This is a genomic window from Pseudoalteromonas sp. MSK9-3, assembly GCF_003590335.1.
Lineage (GTDB): Bacteria > Pseudomonadota > Gammaproteobacteria > Enterobacterales > Alteromonadaceae > Pseudoalteromonas.
On sequence record NZ_MIET01000026.1, the window covers coordinates 78,915 to 94,581 of the forward strand.

At 41.0% G+C, this 15,667-nt stretch carries 10 protein-coding genes; 6 read left to right on the forward strand and 4 right to left on the reverse strand.

The window, feature by feature from the left end:
• The first annotated feature begins 16 nt into the window (after positions 1 to 16).
• Positions 17 to 532, forward strand: a complete 516-nt coding sequence (locus BGP78_RS10915; RefSeq protein WP_119861417.1) for a hypothetical protein — start codon at positions 17 to 19, stop codon at positions 530 to 532.
• 113 nt (positions 533 to 645) lie between these two features.
• On the opposite strand, the gene BGP78_RS10920 is transcribed toward BGP78_RS10915, so the two are convergent.
• On the reverse strand, positions 646 to 2,358 hold the full coding sequence (locus BGP78_RS10920) for an alkaline phosphatase (protein ID WP_119861418.1): 1,713 nt from the start codon (positions 2,356 to 2,358) through the stop codon (positions 646 to 648).
• Positions 2,359 to 2,678: 320 nt separating this feature from the next.
• Here BGP78_RS10920 and BGP78_RS10925 point away from each other — a divergent pair, with 320 nt between their 5' ends.
• Entirely contained in the window at positions 2,679 to 3,938 is a 1,260-nt protein-coding gene (locus tag BGP78_RS10925; RefSeq protein ID WP_119861419.1) for an aromatic amino acid transport family protein, read from the forward strand.
• A 50-nt stretch (positions 3,939 to 3,988) separates the two neighbouring features.
• On the opposite strand, the gene BGP78_RS10930 is transcribed toward BGP78_RS10925, so the two are convergent.
• Positions 3,989 to 4,765, reverse strand: coding sequence for a peptidylprolyl isomerase (locus tag BGP78_RS10930; RefSeq protein ID WP_119861420.1), 777 nt, complete (start codon positions 4,763 to 4,765; stop codon positions 3,989 to 3,991).
• A gap of 523 nt (positions 4,766 to 5,288) precedes the next feature.
• Between BGP78_RS10930 and BGP78_RS10935 the strand changes: the two genes are divergently transcribed.
• Complete coding sequence (locus BGP78_RS10935) at positions 5,289 to 7,394, forward strand: EAL domain-containing protein (protein WP_182912270.1); 2,106 nt, start codon at positions 5,289 to 5,291, stop codon at positions 7,392 to 7,394.
• Positions 7,395 to 7,475: 81 nt separating this feature from the next.
• Here BGP78_RS10935 and BGP78_RS22645 read toward each other — a convergent pair whose 3' ends face one another.
• Positions 7,476 to 9,812 carry a methyl-accepting chemotaxis protein gene (locus tag BGP78_RS22645; RefSeq protein ID WP_182912271.1) on the reverse strand — a complete coding sequence of 779 codons (2,337 nt, stop codon included), beginning with the start codon at positions 9,810 to 9,812 and terminating at the stop codon, positions 7,476 to 7,478.
• Between the two features lie 307 nt (positions 9,813 to 10,119).
• Here BGP78_RS22645 and BGP78_RS10945 point away from each other — a divergent pair, with 307 nt between their 5' ends.
• Together BGP78_RS10945 and BGP78_RS10950 are read left to right on the forward strand one after the other, a co-directional pair.
• Positions 10,120 to 11,286: an FIST signal transduction protein gene (locus tag BGP78_RS10945; protein WP_119861423.1), complete on the forward strand. Its 1,167-nt coding sequence runs from the start codon at positions 10,120 to 10,122 to the stop codon at positions 11,284 to 11,286.
• 1 nt (position 11,287) lies between these two features.
• Positions 11,288 to 12,685 (forward strand): sensor histidine kinase, encoded by a 1,398-nt coding sequence (locus BGP78_RS10950; protein ID WP_119861424.1) that lies wholly within the window; start codon positions 11,288 to 11,290, stop codon positions 12,683 to 12,685.
• A gap of 332 nt (positions 12,686 to 13,017) precedes the next feature.
• Here the strand turns inward: BGP78_RS10950 and BGP78_RS10955 are convergent, their stop codons facing one another.
• Complete coding sequence (locus BGP78_RS10955) at positions 13,018 to 14,568, reverse strand: AbgT family transporter (RefSeq protein ID WP_119861425.1); 1,551 nt, start codon at positions 14,566 to 14,568, stop codon at positions 13,018 to 13,020.
• Positions 14,569 to 14,754: 186 nt separating this feature from the next.
• Between BGP78_RS10955 and BGP78_RS10960 the strand changes: the two genes are divergently transcribed.
• Entirely contained in the window at positions 14,755 to 15,600 is an 846-nt protein-coding gene (locus tag BGP78_RS10960) for an HDOD domain-containing protein (RefSeq protein ID WP_119861426.1), read from the forward strand.
• Positions 15,601 to 15,667 lie beyond the last annotated feature (67 nt).

The window sequence follows — 15,667 nt, forward strand, 5'->3', positions numbered from 1 at the left end:
ATTTATTGGGGGCACAATGAAAAGACTGTTTTATGCGACCAACAACCTCGATGATGCAGAGTCTATTTCTGATGAAGTACATAAATTAGGAATCGATGATCACCACTTTTATGTACTCAGCCGTGATGAAAGTGGCATAAAATCGCATCATCTACATGGGTCTTCTAATATTGATAAAACGGATATTATCGCCGCTAAAAAGCGCGCTAAAATGATGGCATCAGGCGCACTGGCAATTATTATAGCCGCCGTTGCACTTTCAACAAATGCACTCAACAGCCAACTACTTTGGGCCATATTTGCAGCAATATCAGCTTATGTGGTGATAAGTTTTATTCTGCTGATCACTGGGGGATCATTTGATGGTTATTTTAAGTCTTTGATCAATGAAAGACTCGATTCAGGTGAAGTCATTATTATTATAGATGTAGAAAAGGCACAATCGAAAAAAGTAGAGCGACAACTCGACACCCATGACCATGCACAATTTTTAGCCGACAGTTCAAACTTGGCGTCTCCAATACCAGATTAGAGCGCGCTATCGACTCGGACACGCCAGCAACACATGAGGTTGCTGGCTTTTAAATGGCCCTTGTTACACACGTATAAATAGCCTCAGCAATTCAAAAGTGTATAGTATCACCGTTATAGGTTTGCACGTGCCGTCATGCTTTTATGTGCCATTGTAAATGAGGCATCATGCACAGAGCTGACAAAATGCCATTCAGTCTTTACAGATTCAGTACTAAAAGTAACAGTCATAAAACCGCGTTGATGAATATTAGCAAAATCAAGGTCATCTATTAGCAACTGCAACACTTGGGCGTACTGCTCTGCCTGTGGGTCCGATAGCTTTAAATAATACTCTAAGCCAGGTGAGCTTACCCCGGCAGTTGCAAATTCATAGCCACAGACTTCTCCTTGCGTATTACATAACCTGCCAGACCACGCATTGTGTGTATCTCCAGCTAATACAACCAAGTTTTTATTGGTTGCTTTTGCTGTTTCTAATATCACTTCTCGTTCAACAGGATAGCCATCCCATGCATCTAAATTATAAGGTGCGACAAAACCAACTCTTGCCTTTTCTTGTACCGTTAGTGAAGGATCACCTGCGTTCACACGCCCTTTAAGGTGTGCCAACTCACTTAATTGCTGCGCCATGGTCTGTGATGGATCAGCCAATGAGGTAAGTAGCTCTGCTGGCATCATCATTTTCGTCATCAATACCTGTTGACCTAACACTTGCCATTTGGCATTCGAAGTTTTCAGACCATCGGTCAACCAAGTAAGCTGCTTATTGCCTAATAAGTGCTGTGCTGGCGTAACTAAATCGGTTTGAAAACGCGAAAAATCCATTTCTGCGGAGTTTGGGTCAATATAATTTTGATAATCTAATGCTTTAACGCGTGCTTCATTACGCGTATCTAACATGTACAGCGACACTAGATCACCAAACTCAAACTTTCGATATAATGCTTCAGCTTGATCTTTCACATAAGGTCGAACAGGCATCCATTCATAATAAGCTTGTAGTGCGGCCAATTTACGGTCACTGAACGTTCCCTCGCCTGCATTATGGTTTTCAGCCCCTTCAACATAAGTATCGTTACATATTTCATGGTCATCCCATACGGCAATGAACGGCGCTTTTTGATGCAATGCTTGTAACCCAGTATCCGTTCTATACAGCGCATATCGCTTACGGTAATCATCTAACGTGATTATTTCATGGCTATTGTCAGCATCCAGTTCACGACCTAAAGCCTGAGCCTGTTCCGTTGCATATTCACCCATGCCATACTCGTAAATATAATCACCTAAATGCAAAACCGCATCTAAGTTGTTTATTTTCGCCGCTTCGGCATAAGCGTGAAAGTATCCTGCAGGGTAATTCGCACATGACATCACCGCAAATTTCACCTGTGATACATCATTTTGTGGCAAGGTTTTACACTGACCAAGCGGTGAAATGGTATTGTCTGTTACAAACCGATAGTAATATTGGGTGTCAGACTTTAAGCCACTTAAGTCAACTTTTACTGTATAATCATTTTTTTGTAAAGCAGCCACAGTCCGACTCATTGACGCAATAGTTTGCTCTTCGTCCTCGAAAACCTGCAAGGTTAAATTAATATGCGCAGGCGCGCCCTCTGGGGTGACTCTAGTCCACAAAATAATGCTATCTGATAGCGGATCTCCGCTGGCCACACCATGTTTAAAATCAATGGTTACATCGTTACTCGCCAATGCACTTTTATCATGGCTACTGCAACCCACTAAAGATAAAGCCACCGTTGTAGCACCGATCCCCAATAAAGTGCCTTTCATAAAATCACGACGAGATAAGCTACCCATACTTGTTCCTTACATTACGACTAAATATTAAAGAACACGCATAGTAATGAGTACAGATGACAATTTTACGACTGGTCACACCACATATACGGTATTTTACCTAAGTATAAATAAGCAAAATACCTGTTGTTATATTTGCTGAATAAACAACCAACCACCTATTTTTACTATGAAAGGTAATGAGTTACAAAGGCTAAAAATTGCGCGTCAATAGATGTTTACTGCATAACAATGCTTAAGTAACCCCAAATACATGCATCACCCCTCCATTTTCTATATGATGCCGCCCAAATATAATTCTAATGAATAGGACAACAAGTATGAGTAACGCCTCAGAAGCGATATCATCAGATATGCCTTCAAACGATGCTGGGCGCTGGAGTCAGCATGATACACAGTGGGTTCTAAGCTTATTTGGTACCGCAGTGGGTGCAGGTATTCTGTTTTTACCAATTAATATCGGTATTGGCGGGTTTTGGCCACTGTTGATCATGACCGTACTTGCGTTTCCAATGACGTATTTAGCACACCGAGGGCTTGCACGGTTTGTATTGTCTTCAAAGCAAACTGATGCTGACTTTACTGATGTTGTTGAAGAGCATTTTGGTCCAGGCGCTGGACGCTTAATTTCATTACTCTACTTTTTCTCTATCTTTCCAATTTTACTTATTTATGGTGTAGGCTTAACCAATACTGTTGATAGCTTTATTGTTAATCAACTAAACATGGGCTCACCACCAAGAGTTGTGCTGTCGGGTATATTAGTTGCGGGTATGATTGCGATTATGATGGGTGGTGAGAAATTACTCATGCGTACCTTCTCAGCCTTAGTTTATCCACTTGTGGCCGTCCTGCTATTTTTATCGTTATACCTGATCCCTAATTGGCAAATGCCAGTTATCACCACACCTGATGCAGCAAGCCTTACCCAAACTCTGTGGTTATCAGTTCCTATCGTTGTATTCTCATTTAGCCACGCAGCCGCTATTTCTAGCTTTGCAAACGTGCAGCGTCGCCACTATAAGACACGTGCACTTAGCAAGTCAGAAAACATCTTACAATGCACCTCAATTATGCTCATTGTCTTTGTATTGTTATTTGTCTTTTCATGTGTGTTGTCTTTATCTCCTGAGCAAATGGCAGAGGCAAAACAGGCCAACGTATCAGTATTATCGTATTTAGCGAATGTTTATGATAACCCGTATATTGCCATGCTTGGCCCATTGGTTGCGTTTATAGCGATTACTTCATCATTCTTAGGGCACTTTTTAGGTGCACGAGAAAGCTTTAATGGTTTAATGAACAAACAAACTTCACTTGAAATCAAACTGATTGATAAACTTGGTGTTGCAATGATGTTTGTCGCTATTTGGATTTGCGCAGTATTAAACCCAAGTATTTTAGACATGATGGGAGCAATTTCGGGGCCTATTATTGCTATGATCTTGTTTATTATGCCAACTATTGCTGTTTATAAAGTCCCTGCATTACAAAAATATAAGGGTAAGATGGGTACTTATTTCGTACTCATTGTCGGTTTACTGTCAGTATCAGCCTTACTATTTAATATGTTTGGCTAACACCTAACAGTACACACCCCACTGAATTATTGGGGTGTGTACTGCCTACTTTACCTTTTTTTCCTATAACGTCGCCCCACAATACCAACCATAAGAAATAAACTCGTCAATAATGAACCACTCGACGACTTTTCGGGCTCTGGAACTGGATTAGGAGTTGGTGTAGGTAGGTTATCAATTAGCGTATTAGACTTTGGTGACAAGTTTACTGCCGTAGTCGGATCTGCATCAATTATCACTATGTTATTAACAGTAACCAAATTACTTTCATCAGGATCGACACTCGTGTCAATACATTGGGAAGAGGTGTAATTAACGACTGGTACTTCACCACAGCGCTCTAAAGCTGCTATTTTATCTATGACAGCCATACCTTGTTCAGTAGTTACTTGACCAAAAACAGTATAACCGCCATTAGTCGCATCTAAGCTCACGCTATTATCTTTAAGATTAAAATACCACTGACTTGTCGCGCTATTTGCACTGTTACTGAGTTTAGCCATCGCAATTGTACCACGGACGTTAGACAATACCGGTTCATTTTGTATTGAAGAAAATGTTTCAATTCTATCTAACGGAATTGTCCCTTCATACTTAAAACCACCACCCTGTAACACGAAGTTAGGCACGCTACGATGTACCGTAGAGTCTTGATAACTATCTTGATCTACATAACGTAAAAAATTATTTACTGTAATTGGAGTTGTTTGGTCAAACAGGTTAACTTGAAAGGAACCTTGAGAGGTTTCAAATTCCACAATCGTTGCAAAAGCTGTACTGCTAGTGCTCAATAATGTACAAAGACATAACGCTTTTATTTTATTCATAATATGCTACTTAAATGTTAATATTTTTTGTTGATACACGTTTTAATTGTCCCAATGGTAATTATAAAAGCGATTAATCACCATAAAATCTTGTTAGATTTACAAAAAATAACAAGATCAAGCACCGTGCTTACAAAACACCATAATGTGAAGCAATAACACATTATTTTCAGTAAAGATAACTCAATAAACATACTTTGCTTAAACAGTAATCACAGTTACACAGTGTCTTATCTGCTGTCTTCTCGCTTATTGAAATAAATACACACTTACAGAATCCCAAAACTTCATTTATATCAACAATAAAAACAAACAAAAATGATAGCGCTGTCATTAAAAACTTTAAATTTAATGACTTATAACAATTGCAGCTTTTCACCACAGTCGATACTATTACCTCAAAGCCAATGATTTATAATGAATTAATTTGTATAACTTGCGACAATTCTTCCATCTAGATGACAATTTACCTCACACTCGGCATATCGCACATTGGCAAGTCAGTGCTCTGCGGCTAATGTTAATGACTGCATTTCTCATCTCTCTTGCAATCACATCACACAGCCTATACGCCTATGTAGCATCGCAAACCCCTAGTCACTTAACGGTAACCAGTGTTGCAAGTACGATTATATTTAGCCTCTTATTATTTAGCCGCAAGTACTATTTTTTTAGTGCGCATACTTTGCTTCTGAGTATCACCATTTTTGCTATTTACATTCACCTTTTCACGCCTGCGATACACGCCATACAGATCAGCGCCACCATTACCTACGTGACGCCTGTGATTGCACTTCTCTTAATTGGCAGAAAAACGGCGGCGTGTTACACGGTTTTAAACCTGTTACCGCTATACATCATTTTCCAAGATTTAGGCACGCCAGCTAAAAATGCCCAAGCAGAACTACTGCACAATGCACACTTTTATATTCATAGTTTTGTTTTTTTCTTTTTTAATATTTGTATTCCATTGGCTGTATGGCGCACAAGCCTTGCTGCCATGCATTTACAACAGCAGTTACAACAGCACAGTGCATTACTAGAAAAACAAAAGAACTTATACCGCAAGTTTTTCCAAAATGCATACTCAGCAATTATTTTAGTCAATGAAGAACAACAAATCGTTGAAGCAAATCAAAAGGCAAAGCAACTACTTAACCTGTACCACCACCCTCTACCATGCCATAGTAAGCTCATATTCAACCAAGCAATAGGTGATAGTGGCCAGCTCTATAAACGCGCTAACTCAGTACTACAAATTGATGCAAAAGAGCGCCATGAGAAATCTTTATCTGCATGGTATGTCAGTGATGCGTCTGAGCAGTTTCATCTTCAACAACAATTTAAAGCACTCGGTGCACAACACCATCAAACCAAATACTTTAATACACAGGTGAATTTACCCAATACAACATGGCTACGTGAGCAAATAGACATCGCCGTGAAAGGAGCTGCCCCTTTTATTGTCGCAATTGCCGATAACCAAAACTTACAAGTACTAGAACATGGCATAGACGCTGAACAACGCAAACTATTATACAAACACATAAACAAAATATTTGAACACCATAATCAAGCAAATAGTGCTGTTGCCTATTTGGGCTCTGGTCGATTAGGTTTTATTGCAGCCCATAACGAAGCGCTCATCGACACGGTTAAACAGTGGCAGCAAAACCTTGATTTTTGGATACGCTTAGGAAACCTGCAATACCACGCTAAATATGCAGTTTCAGTTGCGGCCTATCCTCAGCATGGGTATAGCGCCGAGCGTTTATTAAAAAATGCCGTTCAAGCATGCGAATTACGTCATTCAAATGTGCTGTATTCTGTTTTTGACTTTAGCCTGAAAAAACAGCGTCTCGGTCGTCATGAAATGGCCCTTCTCCTAGAAAAAGCGCTAGAGTACGATGAGTTAGAGATTTACTTGCAAGGCAAGCATTTCGCATGTGGTCGATTAATTGGATTTGAAGCACTGGCGCGCTGGAACAGCCATTTACTGGGCTTCGTCCCTGCTGGTGAATTTATTGCGATCGCCGAGGAGTTTGGTCTGATCGAAGCATTAACCCAGTATATTATTCATAAATTGTGTCAAACCTTAGCAAACTACCCGGCACTCCCCGTGCCCATAGCTGTTAATGTAAGCGCACAAGATTTAGAACAAGAAGATTTTGCACAACAAATTAAAGCACACTTACAAAAGTACAACCTAGCAGCAAGTGCTATTGAACTTGAACTTACCGAATATAGTATTGCAAATGATAGAGCCCACACCCTGATGCAACTAAAATCACTGAGTCAATTCGGTATAAAGCTCGCCATAGATGACTTTGGTACGGGTTACTCAAATATCGCTCGATTGATTGAGTACCCTATTAATCGACTTAAATTTGACCGTAGTTTATTAGACAAGATAGACACAGATAGAAACCAGCATGCATTACTCAGCGGTATGGTCAAAATATGCGCTAAACTGGGTATCGCAGCCTTGGCAGAAGGGGTTGAAACAACCCCACAACGCGATGCACTAGCCCAACTTGGGATGCAAGAATTTCAAGGCTACCTCTACTCGACCCCACAGCCGATTGAGCAAGTACTCGCCCCTTATGTATTACAACTGCAAGCACATTAATAAACCATTTTTAGCGCTTCTTTAATATGCTTGACGTTGTCATAAAATGTACAGAACGCTCTATGTAAGGCGGCGTATGCTCTACAATTTAAATCGAGATACTAGATCTCTTAACCGCATATATTCACCTTCAAGTTCATTGCAGCACCCAGATGCATCCTCTATTGATTGGTTGTTGTTTGCAGCTAACTCGCTAATAGACGACACTTGCTGCGCCATATCACGTGCAACGGCGCTTTGCTCTGATGTTGCGGTCGCTACCTGAGAGTTATAACCTTCAATCTCGGTAACTTCTTTGTTTATTTCTTCAAATGAGTCTGTCACTTTATGGGTCGTAACAAGCGTGTCTTCAACACTTTTGAGTGCAACTTTCATCGTCGTCACTGTTTGTTGCGTACCATGTTGTAGTGTTTCAATAATTGTTTGGATCTCTTTGGTGGAATCTTGGGTCTTTTGTGCAAGCGAACGAACTTCATCAGCAACAACAGCAAAACCGCGACCTTGCTCACCTGCTCTGGCAGCCTCAATGGCGGCATTTAACGCCAGTAAATTTGTTTGTTCTGCAATCCCTCTGATCACCTCTAATACTGAGCCAATGTCGTTACTGTCTTTTGCCACTCTATCGACACTATTTGAGGTCGTTGAAATCGTTTCTTTAAGCGTTTCGTTATAATGCATATTCGCTTCAACATTACGCTTCCCGTCATTTACCTGAGCAACCGCCGCATGCGTCGCATGATTAGAACTCTTTGCAGATTCAGCCAACGAGTCTGAAGTTTGCGCCATCTCTTCAATCGCAGCCGATAACTGCAATGTCATGCCAGATTGTTCTTGTGACTGTGATGTCACCACATTGAAATTGTCTCTAAGCAAATTTACCGAGCGGCTTAAATTAGTCGACGAGTCAGATACTTCCTGCATTGCACCATTAATACTTTGCATCATTAAATTAAATGAGCGTTCAACCTGACCAATTTCATCTTTATCTGATTTACCCGCTCGCAAGTCAGCCCTAAGCGACAAATCGAGTGTATTTGCAACCCGCATAACAAAGTCATTCAATTGCAATATCGGCTTAGAAAGGTATCCACCCAACACCCATGCTGCGGTTAATCCCAAAGCAATAATAATAAACGTGCTAATAATCGCAGTCGTGACTAACGTACTGAGTATGCCATCCATTGCCGCAAACCCTTCAGACTCATCAATTTCACTTAAAATTGCCCAGCGATTATCACCCACTTCAATAAACCCATAGGCTGATGCAACCTTCACCCCTCTGTAATCGGCGATTAAACCAAATCCTTGTTGTCCTTTTAATGCTGCTCGCACCGCTTGCGTATCTACTGGTGCAATCCCCAAAGAAGAATCTCTGATATCGATTTGTTTAATGGTTTTGTTGTCAATGCCTGAACTGGTCAGTGCAGCCAAGTATGCCGCTTTATCTTCAAGTAAAAACCGGCTTTGGGAGCGCATCAGTCCATCGCCGCCAACCAAGTAGGTTTCCCCAGACATGCCTAAGCCGCGAGACTGCCATTGTTCGTGATACGTCATAATATCGTTAATTCGGTCCACGGGGGCTTGGAATATCAATACCCCAACGCGTGTGCCCTGTTTAAATATCGGCGACGCAAAGAAAGCAGCAGGTGCTTCATAGGAAGGCGTATAAGGATGGAAATCGATAATTTTAACTTCCCCTTCTGATAAGTTCATGCCAGCACGATATGCCTTACCCAGTCCTGAATTTGCATACGCCCCATTTTTTAATGAAGTAGCAAAGTCAAGTTCTTTAAATACTGAATAAACAACATCCCCCGTTTTCGCATCTGCGATAAATATGTCGTAATACCCAAAGGCCTCTAGTGTTTTCTTAAATGAAAGGTGGTATTGAACGTGTGCCTGCTGATAAGCACTCCCATCATCGGGATTAATCAATTCACTTTTACTACCCAGTGGATGTGAATTATTAGCAATATAGGTATATTGCAATGCTTTGCCATGCTCAGATAACGTCGTTAATAGAGACTGGACATTGATGTTTTTATTGTCATTAAGAGATTTATACGTTGATAAAAACTGTTGCTGATAGAACTGAGACAGCTTGCTATCTACTTGTGCTGATGAAGCCGATGTGGATGAAAGAGTATACTGCTTAAAAGCATCACTAAATTGCACCGTTCCCTCAACAGTCATAACAGATGACGCCAATGTCGCAATATGGTGTTCAATGTTATCTAGATAGCTGGTAATTTGTTCAGCCTTAGCATCTCGCAGCCCGATCAATCTATTTTGTAATTGCTCTTCTAACGCCGTCGATGTCATCGACTCTGCTAGCTTGGTCAAAACAACCGATGTGGTGAGTACACCAACAGCAATAATGACAGCCACATTCATTATAATCTTTGTTTTTATACGCACGCCGATACCTCGTCTAATAAAAAGCCAAAATGCCCTTGGTACTGTATTAAAATTAGTTTAATTACGCACAATCGCCAAGTATAAAACCCATAAAAAAGTATTTATTTTTCATACATCTGCCAATAGCCAAAGAATAATCAAAAAATGCTTAACCCTATTGTTTTACGCTTGCTTAAGCTTTGTATAATTTGACCTTTATTGGGCAGCTGGTATCTTTACGAGAGAGTGTAAAAATACCGCATAAAACATGTTTTATATAATGTGTACCAACTCACTTTCGTTAATCATGCAACCGTAGAGAGCTGTTTTGTTTAAATTTAATTGTTATTCATCTGACATATCCGACACTCAAAAAGCGCTAAACGACGTAGCTACTCAATGTCACCCAGCTAATAAGCCCACAATCATTCTGGTGTACTTTGATGTGCAACTTAATGCGCAAATCATATGGCAATGGTTAACCTTGCACTTTCCCGCGACCCCCTTCATTTTAAGCAGCTCTTGCCAAGGAAGCTTATGTCATAACAAGCATGACGATACTGTATTTGCCACACTGACAATCACAACCATTGAGGATGACTCTGGGCAGTATCATATTCGTGCCGGCAATACACAAAGCCAGTCTGTTTATAACATGGCCCAGCAAACTGCGAAGCACTTACTAACCGACATAAACAGTGAACCACCAGAGTTACTCTGGGTGACCCTCACACCAGGCGATGAAGAAGCCGCATTAAACGGCATACAAGATGTTATTGGTACACGCGTTCCCATTGTAGGTGGATCTGCATCTGATAATGATGTTACGGGACAGTGGCAAATATTTACGCATGCCAGTTCAGAGCCCTGCCAAATGGCCATCGTAAGTTTAACTCCTTCAGTTCCCATTTCTTTTTCATTTTCATCTGGATATGCACCGTCGGGACGAACAACAGAGGTAACCGAATCATCAGGCAGGCAAGTAACAACGCTCGATGGCATTGATGCGGCAAGCCAATATAATCACTTAACAAATGGGGCAATCACTGAGCAGTTGCACGGTGGTAATATTCTTGGACAAACCTCTTTTCATCCGATCGGACGAGAAGTGAGTAAAGACGAATATTTATTAAGTCATCCTGAGCGTGTAAATGATGACGGTACGATGACCTTATTCTCTCAATTAGAGCAGGGCGATCATTTACATATTATGCAAGGGTCAACAGAAAGCTTGCTGCAACGCGCTCACAAAGTCATTCAAAGTGCACAAAATGGTTTAGCAGAACCAGAAATCTCTGGCTGCCTACTCATATATTGTGCTGGTTGCATGCTCAGCGTCAAACCACAGTTTGAACAAGTCTCCAAGAATATAAAAAAGCACTTTTCGGCAACCCCAGTCACTGGTGCCTACACGTTTGGCGAGCAAGGTTGTTTTTTAGATGGGCAATCACGCCACGGTAATTTAATGATTTCTGCAGTGGTATTTGGGGTATGAAATGACAATCAATAATCATCAACAACTCATCGAACATAACGAGCGTTTGATTGAAAAAGTTGCTCGCTTAGAGCGCGAAGTCGACAGCCTGCGCACCCAACATGCTGAGTCGCAAGTCTTACTTGAAGGCATGAGTGCATCATTACAGGCATCGACCATCGAAGAGATATATCAATCAATTTTTGCCACACTCAATATTCAAGCCTCTTTTGACGCGGCATTTTTACTGACACCAGATGTCCCCGGAACGCTCATTGTTGCCGCAGCCAGTACACATCAATCAGTGCATCAAAAGCTGAGTGTTGACCCGCTGCTCAAGTCTGTGCTGACAGGAGCCGCTAAAGCAATCATTGACATTAAACTGCTCAAACCCACTTGGTTAACTACGCTAGATGCCACTGGGTATCACAGCGCGTTACTCGCTTCGTTTAGCTATAAAAGCTCAGTCTGCCTACTCATTATGCTAAGTGAGTGTAAAGGTGCCTATTTACGTCAAGATGCTCGTGCCATTAGCCGTATTACTGGGCTTGTAGAACAAACACTGGCACAAGTTGAAAACCGTTTTATTGAATTAGAAGCACAACAATTGCGCATTGAATCCGAGCGTGTCCAAAACAATCTAGTACAACAAGAAAAAATGGCCTCATTAGGACAGCTCTCTGCAGGAATAGCGCACGAAATTAACAACCCGATTAGTTTTATTGGCAGTAATTTACAACTGATGCAACAACAAGTTGCTGATATGTTTAAAGTACAAGAAAGCCTGAAAGAGCTCCTTGATCCTAAAGCTTTATCCGTCTTAAACAACCTCACTGAACAATACCAATGTGACTTTTTAAAAGATGAGTTTAGTGAGCTTTTCGCCGATTGTAACCTAGGCGTAGAACGCGTTAGTCATATCGTAAAGTCTCTCAAAGCCTACTGTCAAAACAATGACAGTAACTGGCATTTGAGTGATGTCTGCGAAGGCATTGGTTTGACGCTAAAAATTTTAGAAAACCAAATAAAAAATACCTGCCGCATCGTTGAGGAACACACTGAGACCCCGCAAAGCTACTGCATCAACAATGAGCTTAATCAGGTGTATTTGAACCTATTGGTCAATGCTGTGCAAAGCATCACTGACAATGGTGAAATCCTCATTCGCAGTTATTGCCAAGAACAGAAAATCGTTATTGAGATCCATGATAATGGTATTGGCATTGCACACAGTCAGCTTGATCGTATTTTTGATCCATTTTATACCACAAAAGATGTTGGCAAAGGCACAGGCCTCGGGTTGTCCATATCACAAGCCATTGTCAAAAAGCATTTGGGGGAGATCACGGTTTCAAGCACCGTAAATCAAGGCACACTATTCAAAATCGTACTACCAATATTAACCTCCCCTCCTCCATAGCGAGTTCTATTTTGATATAAAAAAACGCCCCAAATGGGCGTTTTTTTATTGGTTTAATCTAGGAGGCTGTTGACCTTTGCTGTTCTATTTTTATTCTCTTTGAGCGTGTTTTTATCACGGCGCTTAATGTGTAGCCTAGTAACCTAAGCGAATATTAAGCAACACAGAGAAAAGGGCGCTCAAAAGAACCGGTAGGCAGCGCTTGATTGGCTTTTCTACTATGTTATCGGCTAACTCACATAGAATAACCATGCTACGCAGCCTCTGCCTTGTATAAAACCCAATCAAACTGCTGTAAAAATGAACCCAAAAGATCAACAGCCCCTAACCATCTATGAAGGGTACGTGTAACTTGATTGTAGACCAAGAGGAAAACCGAGACCCCAATAGGCAAGTAAGAACAAGCTCCAACCAATTAAGAAAGCAATTGAGTACGGTAACATCATCGCAATCAAGGTACCAATCCCCGTCCCTTTAACATATTTTTGGCAATACACCACAACCAATGGGAAGTAAGGCATAAGTGGTGTAATAATATTTGAGCTTGAATCACCGACGCGATACGCCGCCTGCGTTAAATCAGGTGAAATGCCTAATTGCATTAACATAGGTACAAATATTGGTCCTAATAGTGCCCATTTTGCAGAACTTGAACCAACAAAAAGATTAACAAACGCCGTCAGGAAAATAATGCCCACGACCGTTACTGAGCTTGGAAGAGACATCGCTTTAAGTACTTCTGCACCCTCGATAGCCAATAGCGCACCCAAGTTTGACTGACTAAATGCCGCAATGAATAAGGCACAGAAAAACGCCATAACAATATAGTACGCCATGCTGCCCATGGCTTTACTCATTGCATCAATCATATCTTTTGAACTTTTGAATGTGCCAACCATAAAACCAAAGATGGCGCCTGGGATCCAGAATAATAAGAAGATTAATGGCACTATCGATTGCATTAAAGGTGCACTGAAATCAGTTAAAGAACCACTAGGACTGCGAAGCGCTGAATCTTCACCACTTGATGCATAGGCAAGTAAACCAAGACCAGCAATCATCACTGATGAAGCAACATAAAACGCAGTGCGTTCTTTTGAGGTAACCTCATCAAATGCCGGTAGGTTATCTGTATCCCCATCCACTTTAGTGTCTTTCAAGCGAGGCTCGATGATTTTATCGGTAATATACCACCCCAATAAAACAATAAAAATACTTGAAGCTGACGTAAAGAACCAGTTATTCAACGGGTTAACTGACATGGCAGGGTCAATAATATGCGCCGCACTTTGCGTAAAGCTCTGTAGCAATGGGTCTATTCCTGACGGAATAAAGTTTGCGCTGAATCCACCACTTACGCCAGCAAATGCCGCCGCAATACCCGCTAATGGGTGACGCCCCATTGCGTAATATATGACGCCAGCAATCGGAATAACTAAAACGTAACCTGCATCTGTCGCTGTATGACTCACAATCGCAATTAAAATAATGGATGGAGTAAGTAACGCTTGCGGCGTTCTTTTTAACATCAGTTTCAAACCGGCGTTGATATAACCTGAATGTTCAGCAACACCCACACCTAACATCGCAACAAGTACAACACCCAACGGCGCAAACCCAGTAAACGTCTTAACCATAGAGGCTAAAAATCCAGCTAACGCATCGCCACTCAATAAATTGTTAACAACAATCGCTTGGCCTGTTCGTGGGTCAATTGCATCAAAGCTTGTGCCCGAGAATAACCACGATAAAAACCATATTAAGACCATCGCAATTAAAAATATAATGGCCGGATCAGGGAGCTTATTTCCCACCCGTTCTATCGAGTTTAAAAACCGCGTTACCATCCCTGGAGAGGCCGCCGTATTTGTATCTTGACTCATGTTTCATCTCTAAAATTACAAAATTGTTTAACCTTAACGCAATTTGGTGTTAACTCGCAATCAATCGCGCCTTAAATTGGGACGGATCGCCTAATATAACCTCAAAAAGGTTTTTTTTTAGTCTAATTGACCATATAAGTTCTGCTTTGAACTATCATGATAATTCGCTTTCGTAAGGATAGTCCCATGATTGATATTGATGACTCAGTACTCAAAGATATAAAAACTGGATTTAATCTACCGCCAAAACCAGAGCTACTCAGCCAATTGCAAGATACCCTCAAAGAACCTGAGCCAGACTTGCATCAAATAGCTGAACTCATATCAACAGATATTGCCACGTCAGCCGCTGTCCTCAAAGTGATCAACTCCAGTAGCTATGGTATGGCACGCACCATAACCGATATTAGACAAGCAGTGATGTTTTTAGGATTAGATAGCATAACCACTTTAGTAACCGGATTTTTAATTAAACAAGCATTTGATCAAAAAACATGTGCCATAAAGCTAGAAAGGTTTTGGGATACTGCAACCGAAATAGCAGACGTTGCCACACTGATCGGGAAGAAGATAAAATCCAAAGTACCCGTAGAAAACCTCCATATGCTGGGCTTATTTCACGACGCAGGGATACCGGCAATGGCTATGAAGTATGGAAACTATTTAGATGTGTTAACCACCGCGAATCAACAGCCAACCGTAAACTTGGTCGCTCATGAAGCGACATACTATCAAACTAGCCACGCTGTAATTGGATACTACCTCGCCAATAGTTGGAACTTACCCAAAGCAATTTGCCAGTTAATATTACGTCATCACGACATAGACTATTTCACTGAAAACCATCCCAGTGATGAAAAGCTCTGCATGGCAACATTAAAGATGGCTGAAAACTTGGTATATACCAATAAACGCTTTGTATCTGATCCCGATTGGCCTCATGTTAAAACCGCAGTATTAAAAGTCTTAGATTTAGAAGAAGATGACTATCAAGATATCAAAGACGACGCCCAAGAATATTTTATCGAATAGCAGGGGGATATTTCCCCCTACTCAAAACCAATACTAAATAATTAACTTTGGTTTCCTCTCTAAATTT